This is a genomic window from Serratia sp. Sp408 (assembly GCF_057180665.1).
The window spans coordinates 328,799-351,371 of sequence record NZ_JBXUFT010000002.1 but is presented as its reverse complement, the minus strand read 5'-3'; the positions used below and the strand labels follow the sequence as shown (position 1 = coordinate 351,371).

14 protein-coding genes, 1 tRNA gene, 2 rRNA genes and 1 riboswitch are annotated in these 22,573 nt (G+C 57.4%); of the genes, 10 read left to right on the top strand and 7 right to left on the bottom strand.

Annotated elements, in window-relative coordinates; genetic code table 11:
- Window positions 1-5: 5 nt before the first annotated feature.
- The 8 genes from rrf (AC2AXP_RS12410) to aceK all read left to right on the top strand — a co-directional run bounded on the left by rrf (AC2AXP_RS12410) (window position 6) and on the right by aceK (window position 7,604).
- Window positions 6-121 (top strand): 5S ribosomal RNA (rrf, locus tag AC2AXP_RS12410).
- Window positions 122-134: 13 nt separating this feature from the next.
- Window positions 135-210: transfer RNA gene (locus AC2AXP_RS12405), tRNA-Thr, on the top strand.
- A 43-nt stretch (window positions 211-253) separates the two neighbouring features.
- Window positions 254-369 (top strand): 5S ribosomal RNA (gene rrf, locus AC2AXP_RS12400).
- A gap of 342 nt (window positions 370-711) precedes the next feature.
- Window positions 712-1,380 carry a hypothetical protein gene (locus AC2AXP_RS12395; RefSeq protein ID WP_004957797.1) on the top strand — a complete coding sequence of 223 codons (669 nt, stop codon included), beginning with the start codon at window positions 712-714 and terminating at the stop codon, window positions 1,378-1,380.
- 131 nt (window positions 1,381-1,511) lie between these two features.
- Window positions 1,512-2,441, top strand: coding sequence for a homoserine O-acetyltransferase MetA (gene metA, locus AC2AXP_RS12390; RefSeq protein WP_004957799.1), 930 nt, complete (start codon window positions 1,512-1,514; stop codon window positions 2,439-2,441).
- Window positions 2,442-2,826: 385 nt separating this feature from the next.
- Complete coding sequence (gene aceB, locus AC2AXP_RS12385; RefSeq protein WP_004957802.1) at window positions 2,827-4,425, top strand: malate synthase A; 1,599 nt, start codon at window positions 2,827-2,829, stop codon at window positions 4,423-4,425.
- Window positions 4,426-4,466: 41 nt separating this feature from the next.
- Window positions 4,467-5,774 carry an isocitrate lyase gene (gene aceA, locus AC2AXP_RS12380; RefSeq protein ID WP_484381709.1) on the top strand — a complete coding sequence of 436 codons (1,308 nt, stop codon included), beginning with the start codon at window positions 4,467-4,469 and terminating at the stop codon, window positions 5,772-5,774.
- Between the two features lie 75 nt (window positions 5,775-5,849).
- A complete protein-coding gene (gene aceK, locus AC2AXP_RS12375) occupies window positions 5,850-7,604 on the top strand; it encodes a bifunctional isocitrate dehydrogenase kinase/phosphatase (RefSeq protein WP_484381708.1) in 1,755 nt (584 codons plus the stop codon).
- Between the two features lie 30 nt (window positions 7,605-7,634).
- On the opposite strand, the gene AC2AXP_RS12370 is transcribed toward aceK, so the two are convergent.
- The 4 genes from AC2AXP_RS12370 to iclR all read right to left on the bottom strand — a co-directional run bounded on the left by AC2AXP_RS12370 (window position 7,635) and on the right by iclR (window position 11,933).
- A complete protein-coding gene (locus AC2AXP_RS12370; protein ID WP_004957809.1) occupies window positions 7,635-8,276 on the bottom strand; it encodes a bifunctional 4-hydroxy-2-oxoglutarate aldolase/2-dehydro-3-deoxy-phosphogluconate aldolase in 642 nt (213 codons plus the stop codon).
- A gap of 80 nt (window positions 8,277-8,356) precedes the next feature.
- Window positions 8,357-10,171 carry a phosphogluconate dehydratase gene (edd, locus tag AC2AXP_RS12365; protein WP_484381707.1) on the bottom strand — a complete coding sequence of 605 codons (1,815 nt, stop codon included), beginning with the start codon at window positions 10,169-10,171 and terminating at the stop codon, window positions 8,357-8,359.
- A 141-nt stretch (window positions 10,172-10,312) separates the two neighbouring features.
- Window positions 10,313-10,852 (bottom strand): gluconokinase, encoded by a 540-nt coding sequence (gene gntK / locus AC2AXP_RS12360; protein WP_004957818.1) that lies wholly within the window; start codon window positions 10,850-10,852, stop codon window positions 10,313-10,315.
- Window positions 10,853-11,102: 250 nt separating this feature from the next.
- Complete coding sequence (gene iclR, locus AC2AXP_RS12355) at window positions 11,103-11,933, bottom strand: glyoxylate bypass operon transcriptional repressor IclR (RefSeq protein ID WP_004957820.1); 831 nt, start codon at window positions 11,931-11,933, stop codon at window positions 11,103-11,105.
- Window positions 11,934-12,243: 310 nt separating this feature from the next.
- On the opposite strand from iclR, the gene metH reads away from it, so the two are divergent.
- Together metH and AC2AXP_RS12345 are read left to right on the top strand one after the other, a co-directional pair.
- Complete coding sequence (gene metH / locus AC2AXP_RS12350; protein ID WP_484381706.1) at window positions 12,244-15,924, top strand: methionine synthase; 3,681 nt, start codon at window positions 12,244-12,246, stop codon at window positions 15,922-15,924.
- A gap of 264 nt (window positions 15,925-16,188) precedes the next feature.
- Window positions 16,189-17,838, top strand: a complete 1,650-nt coding sequence (locus AC2AXP_RS12345) for a Na/Pi cotransporter family protein (RefSeq protein ID WP_004957826.1) — start codon at window positions 16,189-16,191, stop codon at window positions 17,836-17,838.
- A 31-nt stretch (window positions 17,839-17,869) separates the two neighbouring features.
- On the opposite strand, the gene panS is transcribed toward AC2AXP_RS12345, so the two are convergent.
- The 3 genes from panS to AC2AXP_RS12330 form a co-directional block, all read right to left on the bottom strand.
- Window positions 17,870-18,793, bottom strand: a complete 924-nt coding sequence (gene panS, locus AC2AXP_RS12340) for a ketopantoate/pantoate/pantothenate transporter PanS (protein ID WP_088499808.1) — start codon at window positions 18,791-18,793, stop codon at window positions 17,870-17,872.
- A gap of 134 nt (window positions 18,794-18,927) precedes the next feature.
- Entirely contained in the window at window positions 18,928-20,295 is a 1,368-nt protein-coding gene (gene lysC, locus AC2AXP_RS12335; protein ID WP_004957828.1) for a lysine-sensitive aspartokinase 3, read from the bottom strand.
- A 116-nt stretch (window positions 20,296-20,411) separates the two neighbouring features.
- A riboswitch (Lysine riboswitch) is annotated at window positions 20,412-20,606 on the bottom strand.
- Window positions 20,607-20,658: 52 nt separating this feature from the next.
- On the bottom strand, window positions 20,659-22,467 hold the full coding sequence (locus AC2AXP_RS12330; RefSeq protein ID WP_004957831.1) for a cation:proton antiporter: 1,809 nt from the start codon (window positions 22,465-22,467) through the stop codon (window positions 20,659-20,661).
- Window positions 22,468-22,573 lie beyond the last annotated feature (106 nt).

Sequence of the window (22,573 nt, the reverse complement as noted above, 5' to 3'; positions counted from 1 at the left end):
ATTTGCCTGGCGGCAATAGCGCGGTGGTCCCACCTGACCCCATGCCGAACTCAGAAGTGAAACGCCGTAGCGCCGATGGTAGTGTGGGGTCTCCCCATGCGAGAGTAGGACACTGCCAGGCATCAAATTAGTGTGCTGATATGGCTCAGTTGGTAGAGCGCACCCTTGGTAAGGGTGAGGTCCCCAGTTCGACTCTGGGTATCAGCACCACTTTATTTAAGTGGGTTGAGAAGTTCGGCAGAAAAAGAATTTGCTTGGCGGCAATAGCGCGGTGGTCCCACCTGACCCCATGCCGAACTCAGAAGTGAAACGCCGTAGCGCCGATGGTAGTGTGGGGTCTCCCCATGCGAGAGTAGGACACTGCCAAGCATCAAATAAAGCAACAAGCCCTACGCGAAAGCGTGGGGCTTTTTGTTTTGTCTGTCAGTTGCTGTGCCGCCCAAGTATGGTATCCGTCTGGAACGGATGGGAACGCCGTAGGGGAGAATCTTCGCATGAAACGAATATTGCAGGACACGGGCAGGCATCCATTTCAACAGCCCCATGCGACAGCATGGGGCTTTTTCATATCTTTTTCCCGATATCTTATCGATTGACCTGTTCTATTTGCCTGTCTTTTGGTGTTTTACCGGTGGTTTGACCTTTATAGCCCACAGAGCGAGGAATTGAGTACAATTGCTGCTATTCCCTTAGGTATTTCAGGAGTAACTAATGAAACTAGGCAATATATTCACCGGCTGCGCCACCGTTCTGGCCCTGACTTGCAGTGTGCCCGCGGTGGCTGATTCGGGGTTGTTTTGCTATGGTGCGCAGGATGAACAACCGCAAGATACGGCACAACTGGCTGAAACAATAGTCAAAAGCGTCTTCTATGAATACCGCTATCCAAGCGATTGGAATGATAACCCCAACTTAGAAAATGGTCATTTCCAGCAAGGGCGTAATTACCTGGTGCCGGGCGATCGCTTAGTCGTCGGGCCAGAACAGCGGGGATATCGCTGTGGTTATTACATTAGCGCCAAAGGAATACAAACGGCGAATTGGATAAAGGCTGATTCGGTACGGTTATTGGACAATGTAGCGCCCACAGGCTGGCAGGGATCCTGGTCAAGCAATGATAGCCGGCGGCGGTTGATAGTGACCAAAACGCGGGCTGAATATCAGTTTGTCGGAGGGGGGCAAGATCCGAACCGTATCAGTTTTACCTTCCCGTTTACTGAGCCGGCAATGAACCAGGACGCGCGCTTAGTGGCCCAGCAACCGACGGATACCCCTTGTGAGCTTAAGCTGCATCGATTAGGTGAATACATGATCATTACCAATGGTGAAAGCTGCGGTATGGTAAATGCCAATCCAGACGGCGTACTGCGTAAGCGTTGATTTAGGCGTTGTCCGTGCCGGTAATGAAACATTTTCACCTTTCGGTTACAGGCTCGACATTACGCAGAAAAAACGTTATCTTCGGGCATCTAGAAGTCTAAACGTATAAACGGATGTGTGAGGGGTAAGTAATGCCGATTCGTGTTCCTGATGAGCTGCCTGCGGTAAGTTTCTTGCGAAATGAGAATGTCTTTGTCATGGCATCCTCACGAGCAAAAACACAGGAAATCAGGCCATTGAAAGTGCTGATCCTTAACCTGATGCCGAAAAAGATCGAGACGGAAAACCAGTTCCTGCGGCTGCTGTCCAATTCTCCGCTGCAAATCGACATTCAGTTGCTGCGTATCGACAGCCGCGAATCAAAGAACACCCCGGCCGAGCACCTGAATAACTTCTATTGTGATTTTGAAGACATACAAAACGAAAACTTTGACGGCCTGATCGTGACCGGCGCGCCATTAGGTCTGGTTGATTTCTGTGACGTCGCCTACTGGCCTCAGATTGAACGCGTTATCGATTGGGCGAAGAATCACGTGACCTCGACGCTGTTCGTGTGCTGGGCGGTACAGGCTGCGCTAAATATCCTGTACGGCATCCCCAAGATGACGCGCGATGTAAAGTTGTCCGGGGTGTACCAGCATCAAACGCTGCAACCGCACGCGTTATTGACCCGTGGTTTTGACGAAACCTTTTTGGCGCCGCACTCGCGTTATGCCGACTTCCCCACCGATATCATCCGTCAATATACCGATCTCGATATCTTGGCCGAGTCGGAGCAAACCGGCGCCTATCTGTTTGCCAGCAAAGACAAACGACTGGCGTTTGTTACCGGTCATCCAGAATACGATGCGTTGACGCTGGCGGGAGAGTATTGTCGGGATTATGATGCCGGCCTTAACCCCTCGGTTCCACTGAATTACTTCCCTGATGACAATCCTCAACTCGCACCAAAAGCTACCTGGCGCAGCCATGGCCATCTGCTGTTTACCAATTGGCTGAACTATTTTGTTTATCAGATCACCCCGTTCGATCTGCGCCATATGAATCCGACCCTCGAATAATCTTTCTCTGGTTTTGGCGGCTGAATCGAGGCCGCCCCGATGCTGATGTTCGTCTCCCCCGTTCCGCTCCTGCTTGTTTTAATCGTTAAAATCCTTCTATTACAACCTATTAGCTACAATTCCATATTAATATGGAAGTGCTTTCCTTATGTGCTTTATGCAATAACCTTGTTAACTACTTGATAAAAAACAACTAATAAAATATTTATTTTAAAAATGGAAATCGTTTTTGATTTTTAAATTTACTTGGTTATTCTTAGATCACGCGGAACCAGATCTGACCAGTTGGCGATGGTTTATATCCGCCCTGAAGCGCACGCATTTTGGTGCATGGGTACCGGCCGATTGCCAATGGCAAAGCGGCAAGATGGGAAGGAGCACGGTAATGACACAGCAGATGGTAGGCACGGAGTTAACCTTTACACAGGCTTTTGGCGCCGCTGAGCGCCAGGTTCTGACGGATGATGCGGTTGAGTTTTTGACAGAATTGGTCAGTAAATTTACCCCACAGCGTAACAAACTCTTGGCGGCGCGCAGCGCCTGGCAGGCAGATATCGATCGCGGTGCGCTGCCAGGATTTATTTCGGAAACCAGTTCCATTCGTGAAAGTGAATGGGTTATCCGTGGCATTCCGGCTGATTTACGTGACCGTCGGGTAGAAATTACCGGGCCGGTTGAGCGCAAAATGGTGATCAATGCGCTGAACGCCAACGTCAAGGTATTCATGGCCGACTTTGAAGATTCGCTGGCACCGAGCTGGGAAAAGGTCATCGATGGGCAAATCAATCTGCACGATGCGGTTAACGGCACCATTTCCTATACCAATGAAGCCGGTAAAATTTATCAACTGAAGCCCAATCCGGCGGTGCTGATTGCTCGCGTTCGTGGGCTGCATCTGCCGGAAAAACACGTGCAGTGGCATGGCGAAGCGATTCCTGGCGGCCTGTTCGATTTCGCACTCTATTTCTTCCATAACTATCGCCAGTTGCTGGCTAACGGCAGCGGCCCGTATTTTTACCTGCCGAAAACCCAATCCTGGCAGGAGGCTGCCTGGTGGAGCGAGGTCTTCAGCTTTGCCGAAGATCGTTTTGCTCTGCCGCGTGGCACCATCAAGGCCACGGTGTTGATTGAAACCTTACCGGCAGTCTTCCAGATGGACGAAATCCTCTATCACCTGCGCGATCATATCGTCGGGCTGAACTGCGGCCGCTGGGATTACATCTTCAGCTATATCAAAACGCTGAAGAACCATGGCGACCGGGTGCTGCCGGATCGCCAGTCGGTGACCATGAATAAACCGTTCCTCAGCGCCTATTCTCGGTTGCTGATTAAAACCTGCCACAGGCGCGGTGCGTTTGCCATGGGCGGCATGGCGGCATTTATCCCCAGCAAGGAGGCGGAGCAAAATGCCGTGGTATTGGATAAGGTGCGCGCCGACAAACAGCTGGAAGCCGACAATGGTCATGACGGCACCTGGGTAGCGCACCCCGGACTGGCGGATACCGTCATGGAGGTGTTTAACCACGCGCTGGGCGAACGCCAGAACCAGTTGGCGGTGCTGCGTGAAAACGACGCGCCGATCACCGCCGAGCAACTGCTGGAGCCTTGTGAAGGCGAGCGTACCGCAGCGGGCATGCGTGCCAACATTCGCGTAGCGGTGCAATACATTGAGGCATGGATTTCCGGTAACGGCTGCGTACCGATTTACGGCCTGATGGAAGACGCCGCTACGGCGGAGATTTCCCGTACCTCGATTTGGCAATGGATCCACCACGAAAAATCCCTCAGCGACGGACTGCCGGTTACCAAGGCGCTGTTCTGCCAGATGCTGAAAGAAGAGATGTCGGTGATACGCGATGAAGTCGGCGAGACACGTTTTAACGCCGGCCGCTACCAAGAAGCGGCACGCCTGATGGAGCGTATTACCACCCAGGATGAATTAATCGATTTCCTGACCTTACCCGGTTATGAGCTCCTGGCCTGAACCGCTGCTGATAATTAACCCTACAACTCAAGGATAAAATTATGACTCTCTCTCGTACCCAACAGATTGAACAGCTGGAACAGGACTGGACATCGGCACGCTGGGAAGGCATTACCCGCCCGTACAGTGCGCAAGACGTAATCAACCTGCGTGGTTCGGTTAACCCGGCGTGTACGCTGGCGCAAAACGGTGCCGTCAAACTGTGGGAACTGCTGCATGGCAAATCGCGCAAGGGCTACGTCAACAGCCTGGGGGCGTTAACCGGTGGGCAGGCGCTGCAACAGGCCAAGGCCGGCGTCGAGGCGATCTATCTGTCAGGCTGGCAGGTAGCGGCTGACGCCAACAGCGCGTCGGCGATGTATCCTGACCAGTCGCTGTATCCGGTTGATTCGGTTCCGGCAGTGGTTGAGCGCATCAATAACAGCTTCCGCCGTGCCGATCAGATCCAGTGGGCGAATAAAATCGAGCCGGGCAGCCAGGGTTATACCGATTATTTCCTGCCGATCGTTGCCGATGCGGAGGCCGGTTTTGGCGGCGTACTGAATGCCTTTGAGCTGATGAAGGCGATGATTGAAGCCGGCGCGGCCGGCGTGCACTTTGAAGATCAATTGGCGGCGGTTAAAAAATGCGGCCATATGGGCGGCAAGGTATTGGTGCCAACGCAGGAAGCGATTCAGAAACTGGTCGCGGCGCGCTTGGCAGCCGATGTACTGGGCGTACCGACGCTGCTGATTGCTCGTACCGACGCCGACGCGGCCGATCTGCTGACCTCGGACTGTGACCCGTACGACAGCACATTCATCAGCGGTGAGCGCACCGCCGAAGGCTTCTTCCGTACCCATGCCGGCATCGAGCAGGCGATCAGCCGTGGTCTGGCCTATGCACCTTATGCCGATCTGGTGTGGTGTGAAACCTCGACGCCGGATTTGGCGGCCGCCAAGCGCTTTGCCGATGCCATCCACGCCAAATTCCCGGGCAAGTTGCTGGCCTATAACTGTTCGCCGTCGTTCAACTGGAAAAAGAACCTCGACGATCAGACCATTGCCCGCTTCCAGGACGAACTGTCGGCGATGGGCTACAAATACCAGTTCATCACGCTGGCTGGCATACACAGCATGTGGTTCAACATGTTCGATCTGGCGCATGCCTATGCGCAGGGCGAAGGCATGAAGCACTACGTCGACAAAGTGCAGCAGCCGGAGTTTGATGCCGTCAGCCGTGGCTATACCTTTGCCTCGCACCAGCAGGAGGTGGGCACCGGTTATTTCGATAAGGTCACTACGGTGATCCAGGGAGGTGCCTCGTCCGTCACAGCACTGACCGGATCGACCGAAGAGCAGCAGTTCTAGCGCTGAGCCGACGGTTTGGGGTTGGCATGCTTAGAGGGCCGGCATCCCGGCCTCATCCGTTGGGGGGAGCACACGATGGCGGCAAAACTGGAATTGTTGATCGCGCAGACCATCCTGCAAGGTTTTGATGCACAGTATGGCCGCTTTCTGGAGGTCACCGCCGGGGCGCAACAGCGCTTTGAACGGGCCGACTGGCCGGCAGTGCAACAGGCGATGAAAAAACGTATCCATCTCTACGACCACCACGTGGGGTTGGTGGTGGAACAGCTTAAATGCATCACCGGGCAAAAGTACTTCGATGCGCTGTTCCCCTGCCGGGTGAAGGCGGTGTATACCGAGCTGTTGCCGGATTATCCGCGTTTTGAAATCGCCGAAAGCTTCTTCAATTCGGTCTATTGCCGCCTGTTCAAACACCGCGATCTTACGCCGGATAAACTGTTTGTCTTCAGTTCGCAGCCCGAACGGCGTTTTCGCGATATTCCGCGCCCGTTGGCGCGGGATTTCATGGCCAACGACTCATTACCGGCGATGCTGAATAATCTGTTAAGCGACTTGCCGCTGCGTCTGCCGTGGGAGGATTTGCCACGCGACATTGGTTACATCACGGCGGCGTTGCAGCAGGATTTCAGCGCCGCACAGCTGTCCGGTGCGACTTTCCACATTGCCAACGAGCTGTTTTACCGCAATAAGGCGGCCTGGCTGGTGGGTAAACTGCGTACCGTAGACGGGGTATTCCCGTTTCTGCTGCCGATCCACCGTAGCGATGCGGGGGCGCTGTTTATCGATACCTGTCTGACCCGCAAGGAGGAGGCCAGCATCGTGTTTGGCTTCGCCCGTTCCTACTTTATGGTGTATGCACCGCTGCCGGCGGCGATGGTTGAATGGCTGCGTGAAATTTTGCCAGGTAAGACCACCGCCGAACTTTATATGGCGATTGGCTGCCAAAAACACGGTAAAACAGAATGTTACCGAGAATATCTGACGTTTATGTCCGCTTCGCAACAGCAGTTCATTATTGCGCCGGGGGTTAAGGGCATGGTGATGCTGGTATTTACCCTGCCGTCGTTCGATCGGGTATTCAAGGTGATCAAAGACCAGTTCGCACCGCAAAAAGAGGTTACCCAGGCGCAGGTGATGGCCTGCTATCAGTTGGTGAAAGAGCACGATCGCGTTGGGCGAATGGCGGATACGCAAGAGTATGAAAACTTCGTCATCGACAAGGCGCGCATCAGCCCGGAACTGATGGCGGAGTTACAGCGCGAAGTGCCGGAAAAACTGGTAGATCTGGGTGAGCAGATCGTTATCAGACATTTGTACATGGAGCGCCGCATGACGCCGCTCAACCTGTACCTTGAGCAGGCCAGCGATCGGCAGTTGCGTGATGCGATTGAAGAATACGGCAATGCGATAAAGCAGCTGGCGGCGGCCAATATTTTCCCGGGCGATATGCTGTTCAAGAATTTTGGCGTTACCCGCCATGGGCGGGTAGTGTTCTATGATTATGACGAAATCTGTTACATGACCGAAGTGAATTTTCGCGATATTCCGCCGCCACGTTACCCGGAAGACGAATTGGCCAGCGAACCGTGGTACAGCACGTCACCCAATGATGTGTTCCCGGAGGAGTTCCGCCACTTCCTGTGCAGCGATCGACGGATCCGCCAGGTGTTTGAAGAGTTGCACGGCGATTTATTTACCGCGCAATACTGGCGCGGTTTGCAGCAGCGCATTCGTCAGGGGCACGTTGAAGACGTGTTCGCCTACCGCAAAAAACGGCGTTTCAGCCAGCGCAGCGGCGCGGATCTGCCGGCAACCTCCGCGACGGTATAAGAGCGCAGCGGCCTGCGCTCTTATTACTGCTTATGCCTGCGCGCCGGCGACGGCTGCGCGAGCCAGCTCGGTAATACGCGCATAGTCGCCGCTTTCCAGCGCATCGGCAGGCACCAGCCAGGAACCACCGATGCACAGCACGCTGTTCAGCGCCAGATAGTCACGGTAGTTGCCAGGTGAAATACCGCCGGTTGGGCAGAAGCGCACCTGTGGGAACGGACCGCAGATGGCCTGCAGCGCTTTCACACCGCCGTTGGCTTCCGCCGGGAAGAACTTGAATTCACGCAGACCATGGTCCATACCCAGCATCAGTTCAGACACGGTGCTGATACCCGGAATCAAGGGAATGCTGCCGGCGGTTGCGGCGCTCAGCAGCTCGGCGGTCAGGCCAGGACTGATGGCGAACTGCGCGCCAGCCTCGGTCACCTGTTGTAATTGCTTAGGATTAATGACGGTGCCGGCACCGATGATGGCGTCTGGTACCGCGTCGGCGATGGCGCGAATCGCGTCGATGGCACAGGCGGTACGCAGCGTCACTTCCAACACCCGTACGCCGCCGGCGACCAGCGCCTTCGCCAGCGGCACCGCATGCTCCAGTTTGTTAATGACAATCACCGGTACTACCGGGCCGGCGCTCAGAATCTGCTCGGCGCTCGTTTTCCAATTCTTCATTTACTCTCTCTTCAACGTTGGGGCGGGAAACCGACGGCCGATAACAGGATGACGCCCCCACGGCCGCGTTTCCCCGTCGATTAAAATTTGATGCAGCAGGCACCCTGTTCCGCGCCAGAAAGCTGGCTGCGCAGTGCGCCAAACAGTTCGCGCCCGCAGCCGATGTGCTCGGCGTTCAGATCTGGGAGATACGCTTCGCGCGCGGCCAGTTCGGCCGCATCAACCCGCAGTTCCAGTTCGCCGCTGCGGCCATTGACGCGGATGATGTCGCCGTTACGTACTTTCGCCAACATACCGCCGGTATAGGCTTCCGGCGTAACGTGGATGGCGGAGGGGACTTTGCCGGAAGCACCAGACAGTCGACCATCGGTCACCAGCGCCACCTTGAAACCACGATCCATCAGCACGCCAAGCGGCGGCATCAACTTGTGCAGTTCTGGCATGCCATTGGCCTGCGGCCCCTGGAAACGCACCACCACCACGCAGTCTTTGTTCAGCAGTCCGGCTTCGAAGGCTGGAACGATGTCGTGCTGACTGTCAAACACCACCGCCGGTGCTTCGATAATCTGGTTATCCGCCGGCACGGCCGAGGTTTTCATCACCGCGCGACCAAGATTGCCGGACAGCACCTTGGTCCCGCCGTGGTGCTCGAACGGCTGGGCGATGCTGGCGATAACCTGAGGATCGAGCGAGCTTTCCGCGCCGTCGCGCCATGCCAGGTTGCCGTTGTCCAGCCACGGTTCCTGGGTGTAACGCTCAAGGCCAAATCCGGCGACGGTGTGTACGTCACGGTGCAGCAAGCCATGTTTCAACAGTTCGCGCACTACCAATTGCACGCCACCGGCGGCCTGGAACTGGTTGATATCGGCCGGGCCGTTGGGGTAAATGCGGCACAGTAGCGGCACGGCGTCCGACAACTCGGAAAAATCATCCCAGTTGATGATGATACCGGCGGCGCGCGCCATGGCCACCATATGCATGGTCAGGTTGGTGGAGCCGCCGGTGGCCAGCAGCGAAACGATGCCGTTGACCACCACTTTTTCGTCCATCAACTGGCCGATGGGCAGATAATTGCCGGCGGTTTCGGTCAGGCGAGTGACCTGGCGAGCGGCGGCATCGGTAAGCGCGGCGCGCAGCGGCGTATCCGGATGCACAAACGAGGCGCCCGGCAGGTGCAGGCCCATCACTTCCATGATCATCTGGTTGGTATTGGCTGTGCCGTAGAACGTACAGGTGCCAATGCTATGATACGAGGCGGATTCCGCCTCCAGCAGTGCCTGGCGGTCTGCCTTGCCTTCGGCATACAGCTGACGCACGCGGACTTTCTCTTTATTTGGCAGGCCGCTGCTCATCGGTCCGGCGGGCACGAACACCGCAGGCAAATGGCCGAACGACAGCGCGGACATCACCAGCCCCGGAACAATCTTGTCGCAGATGCCGAGGAACAGCGCGCCATCGAACATATTATGCGACAGCCCGACCGCCGCCGACATGGCGATCACATCTCGGCTCATCAGCGACAGTTCCATGCCGTCCTGTCCCTGGGTCACACCGTCGCACATTGCCGGTACGCCACCGGCCACCTGACCGACCGCCCCGACGGCGTTCAACGCCTGTTTCAGCTTCTGCGGATAATCTTCGTAGGGCTGGTGGGCGGACAGCATATCGTTGTAGGCGGTGATGATGGCGATATCGCTGCGCACCATGTTTTTCAGCGCGTTTTTATCTTCCGGTTGGCAGGCGGCAAAGCCGTGTGCCAGATTACCGCAGGCCAGTTGGGCGCGATGCACGGTTTGGCTGCGGGCGGCGTCGATTCGTGCCAGATAGGCGGCGCGGCTGCCTTTGGAGCGTTCAATAATGCGCTGTGTTACACGGGATAGGGTTGAATTAATCATACCTTCCTCACATTGTCGTTATAGTTATCGCCAGTAATGGCGGGCCCGGTGATGCCAGGGCCAATCATGGTGTTGTTTTAAAGGTGTCGAATTTAACGAGGGCTCGCCGAGGTGATCCGCCGAGCCGGAGGCGCTATTTACTTACGCGCAGTCTTCCTGCGGCATAAAGCTTTGAATATGTTGCAAGGTATCGGCAATCACCCCTTCCAGCGGCTGGTTGATATCCACCGCCATCACATCACTTTCATCAATACCTGGCTGTTCCAGTGCGTCAAACTGCGATACCAGCATCTGTGGTTTAAAGAAATGGCCTTTGCGGGCGCTGAGGCGCGCTTCGATCACCGGCAGGTCGCCGTGCAGATAAATAAACGACAGGTTGCCGTTACCGGCGCGCAGACGATCGCGGTAGTGCTTTTTCAGCGCGGAGCACACGATAATCGACACGTTATTGGTGCGTTGCATGGCGAACGCGGCGTCATTGAGCGCCGCCAGCCAGGGTGCGCGATCGTCGTCGTTCAGCGCCACGCCGTCGGCCATTTTCATGATATTGCTGCGTGGGTGCAGGAAGTCGCCATCCAGAAAACCGGCGGAAAGTTGGCGGGCAACGGCACCGGCGACGGCAGATTTGCCACTGCCGGAAACGCCCATGATGACGTAGATACGGTTTTGATTATTGGTCATGGCTTAGCTCCAAACGCGATGGGTATCGTTACCTTGCGGTGTCTTTGTTACCGGTAACATGTTATCGGTAACATTGTCGGTGCAAGCGGCGTCGGAGGCAATCAGCTTTACCTTTTGCCGTCATTAACTGTGATCGGAATCAAACTTTTCGTACAGGAATTATGCGGGTGGTGGTATCACGCGATAGGAGAGTGATGGAGGGGAGGCCCTTTCCCCACAAGGCCGGTACCGCAGGGAAAGGAGAGGCAAATCAGCGTACGCCGCCGTAGGCCAGGCTTATCTCTTTCGCCGCATGGATCACCAGCGCGCCCAGTTCGATAACGCGGTTATCGGTAATGCGCGACACCGGCCCGGAAATGGAAATCGCCGCGAACGCTTCGCGATGCTCATCAAAAATACAGGCCGCAACGCAGCGTAGTCCCAGCGCATGTTCTTCATCATCAAAGGAAAACCCCTGCTTGCGGATCTGCGCCAGTCCTTCCTTCAGGTTATGCGGCGTCAGGGTATGCGGGGTATAGGTCTGCATGCCCTTCTGGTGCAACAGCCTGGTGACCTGCTCGTCGGACAGAGTGGAGAGAAACGCTTTGCCTGCGCCGGATGCGTGCATCGGCAATTTACCGCCGATGGGCGCCGACATGCGCATCAACGCGGTACATTGTACTTGATCGATAATAATCGCCTGATATTCACTGGTATCCAGCACCGCCAGATTGACGGTTTCACCGGACTCCTCCATCAAACGGCGCAGCGTCGGGTGCACCATCGCCAGCAGGTTGCGGCTTTGCAGGAAGCTGCTGCCGACCACAAACGCATGCGAGCCAATGGTCCACAGACCCAGATCGCCCACCTGGCGTACGAAACCTTGCTGCTGCATGGTAGTCAACAGGCGGTGGGTGGTGGAATTCGGCAGGCCTGCCTGCTGAGCCAGATCGGTCAGCGCGACATTACCCTGTGCTTCGGCGATGTATTCCAGCAATTTCAGGCCGCGGGTCAGTGATTGCACCTGTCCGGTGGCGCTGCTGGTAGCCGCAGCGGTGGCGCGCGGTTTCTTGCCGCGTTTGGCAGGAACGGGTGTGGCCATGTTCAAGCTTCCTTTTTCCGTATTATGGAATTCATTTTCGTTTTTTGAGTATGAATTGCAATATGTGATTGCGCTCATCGGATGTGTTAAATCTCTATCCTGAAAAACTCTCAATTGGTGCTGCCCCCTCTGCCTCACTTTACTGTGCTAGGATGGTTCGTTTTTAGAACGATTGGCTGATGGCATTACAGGCCCGTAGGTTTTACGTTGCAGCAAGGCGCAGCCCGAACAATAAAGCCCGTCGTGGGCGAACAACGTCGCGCAGCTGGCGCCGGCGAGGCGTGGAATAGCGAGGGGAGAAGGGGTTACAGTGACGAATCGAGTAGAACAACTGCGTCAGCAGCTTGCGCAGCGCATTTTGCTGCTGGACGGCGGTATGGGCACCATGATCCAGAGCTATGGGCTGCTGGAAGAAGACTATCGCGGCGAACGTTTTGCCGACTGGCAGAGCGATCTGAAAGGCAACAACGACCTGCTGGTGTTGACCCGGCCGGAAATCATTACCGCCATACATGACGACTACCTGGCCGCCGGCGCCGATATTCTCGAAACCAATACCTTTAACGCTACCCCGATCGCCATGGCCGATTACCATATGGAATCGCTGTCAGCCGAAATCAATTATCAGGCCGCCTGCCTGGCGCGCGCCTGCGCCGATGCGTGGACGGCGCGCACGCCGCAACGGCCGCGCTACGTGGCTGGGGTGCTCGGTCCAACCAACCGCACCGCGTCCATTTCGCCGAATGTCAACGATCCGGCTTTTCGTAATGTGTCGTTTGATGAGTTGGTCGCCGCCTATCGCGAGTCCACCCGCGCGCTGGTGGCCGGCGGTGTCGATCTGATCATGATCGAAACCATCTTTGATACCCTGAACGCCAAAGCCGCCGCATTTGCCGTTGAAACCGAATTCGAAGCGCTGGGGGTGACGCTGCCGATCATGATTTCCGGCACCATCACTGATGCTTCCGGCCGCACGCTCTCCGGCCAGACTACCGAAGCGTTCTACAACTCGTTGCGCCACGTCAAACCGCTGTCCTTTGGCCTCAACTGCGCATTGGGGCCGGACGAACTGCGCCAGTACGTGGCGGAGCTGGCGCGAATTAGTGAAAGTTACGTTACCGCACACCCCAACGCCGGCCTGCCAAACGCCTTTGGCGAATACGATCTCGATGCCGAAGAAATGGCGAAGCAGGTCAGCGAATGGGCGCATGCCGGTTTCCTGAATATTATCGGCGGTTGCTGCGGCACCACGCCGGCGCATATTGCGGCGATGGCCAAGGCGGTTGAGGGCGTGCCGCCGCGTCGACTGCCGGATATCCCGGTCGCCTGCCGACTTTCCGGCCTGGAGCCGCTGAACATTGACGCCAAATCGCTGTTCGTCAACGTCGGCGAGCGCACCAATGTCACCGGCTCAGCACGCTTCAAGCGCTTGATCAAAGAAGAAAAGTATAACGAAGCGCTGGACGTGGCGCGTCAGCAGGTGGAGAGCGGCGCGCAGATCATCGACATCAACATGGACGAGGGCATGCTCGACGCCGAAGCGGCGATGGTGCGTTTCCTCAACCTGATTGCCGGTGAGCCAGACATCGCCCGTGTGCCAATCATGATCGACTCCTCCAAATGGCAGGTGATCGAAAAAGGCCTGAAGTGCATTCAGGGCAAAGGCATCGTCAACTCGATTTCAATGAAAGAGGGCGAAGAGGCGTTTATTCACCACGCAAAACTGGTACGTCGCTACGGCGCAGCGGTGGTGGTGATGGCGTTTGACGAGGTTGGCCAGGCGGATACCCGCGAACGCAAGTTCGACATTTGCCGCCGCGCCTACAAGATCCTGACCGAACGCGTTGGCTTCCCGCCGGAAGACATCATTTTTGACCCCAACATTTTCGCCGTGGCAACCGGTATTGACGAGCATAACAACTACGCCGTCGACTTTATCGAAGCCTGCGCCGACATTAAAACTCATTTGCCGCATGCGATGATCTCCGGCGGTGTTTCCAACGTGTCGTTCTCGTTCCGTGGCAACGATCCGGTGCGCGAAGCGATCCACGCGGTGTTTCTCTATCACGCGATCCGCAACGGCATGGATATGGGCATCGTCAACGCTGGCCAGTTGGCGATTTACGACGACCTGTCCGCCGAGTTGCGCGACGCGGTGGAAGATGTGGTGCTCAACCGCCGGCCGGACGGCACTGAACGCCTGCTGGAGCTGGCGGAAAAATACCGTGGCAGCAAAGACAACGAGGTCGCGGTTCAGCAGGCGGAATGGCGTGGCTGGCCGGTGGCCAAACGGTTGGAATACTCGCTGGTGAAAGGCATCACCGAATTTATCGAACTGGATACCGAAGAAGCGCGCCAGCAGGCGACGCGGCCGATTGAGGTGATCGAAGGGCCGCTGATGGCCGGCATGAACGTGGTTGGTGACCTGTTCGGTGAAGGTAAAATGTTCCTGCCGCAGGTGGTGAAGTCCGCGCGGGTGATGAAGCAGGCGGTCGCCTATCTGGAACCGTACATTCAGGCCAGCAAGCAGCAGGGCAGCAGTGCCGGCAAGATCCTGCTGGCGACGGTGAAAGGGGATGTACACGACATCGGCAAGAATATCGTCGGTGTGGTACTGCAGTGCAACAACTATGAAATCATCGATCTCGGCGTAATGGTACCGACCGATAAAATTCTCAAGACGGCGCGCGACGAGAACGTTGATATTATTGGCCTGTCGGGGCTGATCACGCCCTCGCTGGACGAAATGGTCAACGTGGCAAAAGAAATGGAGCGTCAGGGTTTCACGCTACCGCTGCTGATTGGCGGCGCTACCACCTCCAAAGCCCATACCGCGGTGAAAATAGAACAGAACTACAGCGGGTCGACCACCTACGTGCAGAATGCCTCGCGCACCGTTGGCGTGGTGTCGGCGCTGCTGTCGGACACTCAGCGCGACGCGTTTGTCGCCCGGACGCGTAAAGAGTATGAAACCGTGCGTATCCAGCATGGGCGTAAAAAACCGCGAACCCCGCCGGTCAGCCTGGAAAAGGCGCGCGCCAACGCCATGGCGCTGGATTGGGACAGCTACAGCCCGCCGGTGCCGCGGCAATTGGGCGTGTTCCCGGTGGAGGCCGATATTGCCACGCTGCGCCATTACATCGACTGGACGCCGTTCTTCATGACCTGGTCGCTGGCGGGTAAATACCCGCGCATTCTGCAAGACGAGGTGGTGGGTGAAGAAGCCAAACGCCTGTTCGACGACGCCAATCAGATGTTGGATATGCTGGCGGCCAGGCATAGCCTGAACCCGCGCGGTGTCTACGGCCTGTTCCCGGCAAACAGCGTGGGCGATGACGTGGAAATCTATCGTGATGAACGGCGCGACGAGGTGCTGGTGGTCAGCCGTCATTTACGCCAGCAGACCGAAAAAACCGATTTCCCCAACTACTGTCTGGCGGATTTCGTTGCGCCGAAAAGCAGCGGCAAGGCCGATTACTTTGGCGCGTTTGCCGTGACCGGCGGGCTGGAAGAGGACGATCTGGCGGCAGCCTACGACGCACAGCACGATGACTACAACAAAATCATGGTGAAGGCGCTGTCAGACCGTCTGGCCGAGGCATTCGCCGAGTATCTGCATGAACAGGTACGCAAGCTGCACTGGGGGTTTGCGGCCGACGAAAACCTCAACAATGAAGAATTGATCCGCGAAAATTATCAGGGTATCCGTCCGGCACCGGGATATCCGGCCTGCCCGGAGCACACCGAGAAGGCCGAAATCTGGCAACTGTTGGACGTTAATCGCCATACCGGTATGGTGCTGACCGAATCCTTCGCCATGTGGCCTGGGGCGGCGGTGTCCGGGTGGTACTTCAGCCATCCGCAAAGCAAATATTTCGCCGTGGCACAGATCCAGCGCGATCAGGTTGAAGATTATGCGGCGCGCAAAGGCATGAGCGTCAGCGAGGTTGAGCGGTGGCTGGCCCCCAATCTGGGGTATGATGCCGATTGAGGCCCTACGCCTGGCGCGGCCTGAGTGGCGTCCGGCGTAGCGTGCGCTGTCAAAGCGCGCAGTAGCCGATTTCCCTACGGAGAGCAGTGAAATTGGGCTACACTTGGAAAGTGTTACATTACGGGCAGTTGCATGACAATGCCGGGCCGAATGGCGGGTTTTTCGCCCCTTGCGGCGGTCGGTGCCCGTAACTGCTGTCCTGCTCTTTTCACGCCCGGCAGGCAGGATAGCCAGCATGCCGGGCGTTAATGGAGCGTTCCTTCCGTGCTGACCCTTCTTCACCTGCTTTCTGCCGTTGCGCTGCTGGTGTGGGGTACCCACATTGTCCGCACCGGCATCATGCGGGTTTACGGCGCCAATTTGCGCCGCGTACTGAGCAACAGCGTCGAGAAAAAACCGCTGGCGTTTGCCTCCGGCATTGGTGTGACCGCGCTGGTGCAAAGCAGTAATGCCACCGCGCTGCTGGTCACTTCGTTTGTCGCGCAGGGGCTGGTGGGGCTGGCGCCCGCGCTGGTGATCATGCTCGGCGCCGACGTGGGTACCGCGCTGATGGCGCGGGTACTGACCTTCGATCTTTCCTGGCTTTCGCCGCTGCTGATTTTCGTCGGCGTTATTTTCTTCCTCAGTCGCAAGCAAACGCGTGCCGGCCAGATGGGGCGAGTATCAATTGGTCTTGGCCTGATCGTGCTGGCGTTGGAGCTGATTGTCGCTGCGGCGACGCCAATTACCCAGGCCGCCGGCGTCAAAGTGCTGTTTTCATCACTGACCGGCGACGTGATGCTCGATGCGCTAACCGGCGCGCTGTTCGCCATCATCAGTTACTCCAGCCTGGCGGCGGTGCTGCTGACCGCCACCCTGACCGCCTCCGGCGTGATTTCCCTGAAAGTGGCGCTGTGTCTGGTGATCGGCGCCAACCTGGGCAGTGGGTTGCTGGCAACCATCAATACCAGCGGGCAGAACGCTGCCGGCCGCCGCGTGGCGCTGGGCAGTCTGCTGTTCAAGCTGTTAGGCAGTGCGCTGGTGTTGCCGTTTGTGTCTTATCTGGCAGATGCGATGGAAAAATTACCGGGGCAGGGTGAAGAGCTGGTGATTTATTTCCACGTATTTTACAACCTGATCCGCTGTCTGATCTTCATCCCTCTGGCGGCTCCGATGGCACGTCTGTGCCAGATGCTGATTGCCGATGCCCCCGAAGACGATCCGCGCCTGCGGCCGCGGCATCTGGATCCCAGCGCGCTGGATACGCCGTCGCTGGCGTTGGCCAATGCGGCGCGGGAAACGCTGCGCATGGGCGACGTGGTGGAGCATATGCTGATATTGCATCACGAAGTGCTGCACGGCAAACTGGGGCAGGACAAGGAAGTACGCCGTCTGGACGACGATGTAGACGTATTGTACACCGCGATCAAACTGTATCTGGCGCAGATCCAGAAAGAAGATCTGGGCGAAGAAGATTCACGCCGCTGGGCGGAGATCATCGAAATGGCGCTTAACCTGGAGCAGGCCGGCGACATCATTGAACGTATGACCGGCGATGTGGCGGCCAAGTCGCATGCGGCACGGCGGGCATTTTCTCCCGAAGGGCTGACCGAACTGGATGCTTTGCACGAACGACTGGTGACCAACCTGCGGCTGAGCCTGTCGGTGTTTCTGTCCAGCGATTTGACCAGTGCCAAGCGGTTACGCCGTTCCAAACACCGTTTCCGCATTCTTGACCGGCGTTACGCCCATGCACACGTCGATCGCCTGCATCAGCAGAACGTGCAAAGCATGGAAACCAGCTCGCTGCATCTCGGCCTGTTGGGGGATATGAAACGTCTGAACTCGCTGTTTTGCGCGGTGGCGTATAACGTGCTGGATCAGGACCAGCGCGATGACGAGCGCGATTGGGAAGATACCCCGAGCACGCTGTAATGGGCCGGGCGCGAACGCGCCCGGCAAGCGTTTATTTTTTTTGCTTGCTAATCGGTCGTCCGGACCAATAGCCCGCCAGCAACGAGCCGGACAGGTTGTGCCAGACCGAGAACAGCGCGCCTGGCAATGCCGCCAGCGGTGAAAAGTAAATCTTGCCCAGCGTCGCCGCCAACCCGGAGTTCTGCATGCCGACTTCAATGGCCAGCGTACGGCAGGTGGATTCGTCAAAGCCAAACAGCTTACCGCCCCAGTAGCCCGACAGCAGACCAATGCCGTTATGCAGGATCACCGCGATAATCACCACCAGGCCGACCGAAGCGATATGCCCCTGGCTACCGGCGACCACCGCGCTGATGATGGCCAGGATGCACACCACCGACAGCGCCGGCAAGAGTGGCTCAACGCGTTTGACGGTTTTGCTGAACAGGTGGTGGACGATCAGCCCCAGACCGATGGGGATCACCACGATCTTCAGAATGCTGAGCAGCATGCCGAACACGTCAACGCTGATTTCGGCATCGACGTACAGCCGCGTCAACAGCGGGGTGGCAAACACGCCGACCAACGTCGATACCGCTGAAATGGTCACTGACAGCGCTACGTCACCCTTCGCCAGATAAATCATCACGTTGGATGCGGTACCGCTGGCTACGCTGCCCACCAGCACCATGCCGGCGGACAGATCCGGCGGCATATGGAACAGCATCGCCAGCAGCCAGGCCGCCAGCGGCATAATCAGATAATGCAGAAAAATGCCCGCCGCCACCGGCGCAGGGCGTGACAGCACGCGCTTGAAATCGTCCAGCCGCAGCGTAACGCCCATGGCGAACATGATCAGCATCAGCAACGTGCTGATATAGGGGCCGATGCCGGTAAAGGTGGTTGGCGTGAAGTAGGCGGCGACGGAAAGCGCCACCGCCCACAAGGGGAACAAACGAGTGAAAAGTGCCAGCATGGTTGATTTCCTTTGCCAAAGTGGAACGGGGGTATGGTTGTGTTTTTGCAGGTTCGGTTGAACCCCTACGTTTATGGACTGATTGTTAGATGTAGAGGCGCAGCGATGCTGCGCCCGCAATGAGGTAAAAGAGATTATTCGAACAGATTATGGTGCAGGGTGCGCACAACCTGCTCGGCGTCGTTGCCCGGAACCAGGAAGCACAGGTTATAGCTGCTGGCGCCGTAGCAGATCATGCGAATATTGAACGGATCCAGCACGCCAAACACTTCCTTGCCCACGCCGCAGGCCTGGGACAGCTTGTTGCCGATTAAGGCGATCAGCGCCAGGTTCTCTTCCACTTCGACTCGGCACAGCGACGACAGCTCGGTGAGCAACGAGGTGGTCAGCAGACTGCCGCTGGTGGAGGTCGAACCGGTGGTGTCCATGGTCAGGGCCACGCTGACTTCCGAGGTGGTGATCAGATCGACGGAAATATTATGGCGCGCCAGAATGTTGAACACCTCCGCCAGAAAACCGCGTGCGTGCAGCATGTTCAGGCTGTGTAGCGTCAGCAGGGTTTGCTTGCGGCGCAGCGCCAGCGCGCGGAACAGCGGTGGATTGTCGGTGGTATTGCACACCATGGTGCCACCGGCCGCCGGATCCTTGCTGGAGCCGACAAACACCGGAATATCACTGCGCACCGCCGGCAGCAGGGTCGCCGGGTGCAGCACTTTGGCGCCGAAGGTCGCCATTTCTGCGGCTTCTTCAAAGGTGATTTCATCGATGCGCTTGGCTGACGGCACCACGCGTGGGTCGGTGGTGTAGATGCCCGGTACGTCGGTCCAGATATCGACCTGGCTGGCATTCAGCGCTTCGCCCAGCAGTGCGGCGGTATAGTCGCTGCCGCCGCGGCCGAGCGTGGTAGTACGTCCCTTGGGTTCGCTGCCGATAAAACCCTGGGTAATGACCAGCGCCTGTTGCAGACGTGGCTGAAGCAGCGTCTGTGCCAGCTCCTTCAGTACCGCACTGTCCGGGGTGGCGCGGCCGAAATGGTCGTCGGTGTGCATCACCTTGCGAACGTCGAACCACTCCGCCGCAACCTGACGTTGGCGCAGGATTTCGACAAACAGCAGGGTGGACATCAGTTCGCCGTGGCTGACCAGCTCATCGGTCAATGCCGTTGACGTAGCCAGCGCCGCCGCTTCTGACAGCATGGCGATATTTTCCAGCATGCGGTCGATTTCTTCGCGGATCACCGTCGGGTTGTCGAGACGGTCGAGAATAGCGTATTGAATGCGGCGAATTTCGTCGAGCTGCCATGAGCGTTTGTCGGCTTCGCTACCTTCAGCCAATGCCACCAACAGATTGGTCACGCCCGCAGAAGCGGAAAGCACCACCAGCCGAACGGCAGGGTTGCTCAGCACCACATCGGCGCTACGGTTCATGGCCTCAAAATCAGCGACGCTGGTGCCGCCGAATTTTGCCACCACGGTGGAGGATTGGGGTGCTGCTTGATTCATGTAAAAAACCTCGTGTCAGGGTTTGTTTGCCGTTTCGTACGGCAGGGTAATTCCAGAGCCTTGGCACAAGGGAAGAGCGGTAAACAGGGAGCAGGCGTAGAGGTTAATGCTACGATACACCCAGAAGCGCCCCACCTTGTTGACCGCCCCGAACAGGGCGACCATGGTGACAACCCAAGGGATTCAGCCCCTGTAGTCGATATACCGCATGCCGCGATGCAGCGTATCTCGGCGTCACTCCCCCTCCAGTGCCGTCTGTGGAAAACGGCTCCTCTGACACTCTACCTGGGTGACGCGCCTCTTCTGGCTTGCGCATCGGGTGCGCAAGTAGGCTGTTAGGAATAGCCGGTTTAACCGCTGCTGTCAACGGTCTGACGCTGAGGGATTTTCATCTTGTACCAGCGCAATCAGCGTACAGGGCATTGACGGCGTTGAACCGGCGCCGATCGGCTGCAAACTGCCGTCATCCCGTTGGCAAAATAGCGGGATAACGCCTCGATTTTTCTCGAGATATTCCAACCAGCCAAAGTTCTCGTTGAGCTTGGTGGCCTTGATGGTGCTGCCCTTGGCGATCAGGCTGCTTAAACGGCCATAGGTGGCTTCCTGATTGAACAGGATTTCATGGCGGCGAAAGCGCGAGCTTTCCGAACTGTTGTTGCGTCCCTTGAGCGGTGCGCCGGAGCGAATGGCGAACACCTGGTCTTCGCCAAACAGATGGCCAAAGTGATACACCGCCAGCGCGTTTTGATGCCGGTTGGGCGATAGCGCCAACACCTGTGCGGTATCGCTCAGATCGAGGGTGTTTTCGGCGTGTTCGGAATAGGCATGGCCATAATAGGCCGGGATGCCTTCCATGCGCGCCTGGCGGTAATATTCCCAACTGCTGTCGGTCACCATCACCGGAATGTTCATTTTCATCAGCGCCTGTGCCAGCGTTCGTGCGACGCTGTTGGCGCCGACGATCAGCACTCCGCGCGGCTTTTGCTGCTGAACCCGCAGCCAGCGCGCCATCATGCCGCTGGTCAGGCTTTGCAGCACCACGGTACCGATAATAATGGCAAATACCACCGTCACCAGCCGATCGGCGCCTTGGTAGCCGCTGCGTTGCAGGGTCAGCGCAAACAGCGAACTGACCGCTGCCGCCACAATGCCGCGCGGCGCAATCCAGCACAGCAGCAGACGGTCGCGCCAGTGCAGGGTCGAACGCCAGGTCGATACCGCGATGCACAGCGGGCGGGCGATAAACTGCACCACCAGCAGCAGGATCAGCAGTGGCCAGCCCATGCTCCACAACGCGTTGATATCCAGCCGCGCCGCCAGAATGATAAACAGCGCGGAAATCAGGATGGCCGACAGCTCTTCCTTGAACGCCAGAATATCGCTGGTATCGACGTCGCGCATATTGGCCAGCCAGATGCCCATCACCGTGACCGTTAGCAACCCGGATTCGTCGGCGATGGCGTTGGACAGGCCAAAGGCGGTGAGCATGATCGCCAGCACCGCCAGGTTTTGCAGGTAGCGCGGTAGCCAGACGCGGCGCAACGCCACGCCAAGCAGATAGCCGAACAGCGCACCGGCGATCAGTCCGACAGCGGCAGTGGTGCCCAGCGTCCAGAACAGATGGGTATAGGATTCGGCGTGCTGTTGCAGAGAGATAAACTCAAACACCAGCAATGTGAAAATTGCACCGACCGGATCGATGACGATCCCTTCCCAGCGCAGCACCTGGTTGATGTTGGCGTTTGGCCGCACCACGCGCATCAGCGGGGCGATCACCGTCGGGCCGGTTACTACCGTTACCGCGCCGATCAGCGCCGCCAGTTCCGGCGGAAAGTCCAGCAGCCACCAGCAGGCGACGCTGATAACCAAAAAGGTGACCAGCATGCCGATGGTCACCAGGTTGCGTACCACGCCGCCCAGGCCACGGATTTCGTCTACCCGCAGCGTCAACGCGCCTTCAAACAAGATGATCGCCACCGACAGCGACACCAGCGGGAACAGCAGGTCACCGAACAGCACGTCCGGCTGCACCGTGTGCATCACCGGCCCCAGTACAATCCCAAACAGTAACAGCGGCAGAATGGCCGGCAGGCGCAATAGCCAGGCGAGCCATTGCGCCAGTAACGAGCTCAAACCAATCACCACCAGCATCAACGGGGCAGATAATTCCATAACGGGTTCCCTTTCCTAAAAACGACCACCAACCGTCAATTCTGCCACATTCCGCTGACAGTTTGACAACCCAGCGCTATCCGCTGTTAGCTGAAGTATAGGGAGT

What these genes read in the sequence shown, in the direction of transcription:
- AC2AXP_RS12395 (WP_004957797.1), top strand. Translation starts at nt 712, where the DNA reads ATGAAACTAGGCAATATATTCACCGGCTGCGCCACCGTTCTGGCCCTG.
- metA (WP_004957799.1), top strand. Translation starts at nt 1,512, where the DNA reads ATGCCGATTCGTGTTCCTGATGAGCTGCCTGCGGTAAGTTTCTTGCGA.
- aceB (WP_004957802.1), top strand. Translation starts at nt 2,827, where the DNA reads ATGACACAGCAGATGGTAGGCACGGAGTTAACCTTTACACAGGCTTTT.
- aceA (WP_484381709.1), top strand. Translation starts at nt 4,467, where the DNA reads ATGACTCTCTCTCGTACCCAACAGATTGAACAGCTGGAACAGGACTGG.
- aceK (WP_484381708.1), top strand. Translation starts at nt 5,850, where the DNA reads ATGGCGGCAAAACTGGAATTGTTGATCGCGCAGACCATCCTGCAAGGT.
- AC2AXP_RS12370 (WP_004957809.1), bottom strand. Translation starts at nt 8,276, where the DNA reads ATGAAGAATTGGAAAACGAGCGCCGAGCAGATTCTGAGCGCCGGCCCG.
- edd (WP_484381707.1), bottom strand. Translation starts at nt 10,171, where the DNA reads ATGATTAATTCAACCCTATCCCGTGTAACACAGCGCATTATTGAACGC.
- gntK (WP_004957818.1), bottom strand. Translation starts at nt 10,852, where the DNA reads ATGACCAATAATCAAAACCGTATCTACGTCATCATGGGCGTTTCCGGC.
- iclR (WP_004957820.1), bottom strand. Translation starts at nt 11,933, where the DNA reads ATGGCCACACCCGTTCCTGCCAAACGCGGCAAGAAACCGCGCGCCACC.
- panS (WP_088499808.1), bottom strand. Translation starts at nt 18,793, where the DNA reads ATGCTGGCACTTTTCACTCGTTTGTTCCCCTTGTGGGCGGTGGCGCTT.
- lysC (WP_004957828.1), bottom strand. Translation starts at nt 20,295, where the DNA reads ATGAATCAAGCAGCACCCCAATCCTCCACCGTGGTGGCAAAATTCGGC.
- AC2AXP_RS12330 (WP_004957831.1), bottom strand. Translation starts at nt 22,467, where the DNA reads ATGGAATTATCTGCCCCGTTGATGCTGGTGGTGATTGGTTTGAGCTCG.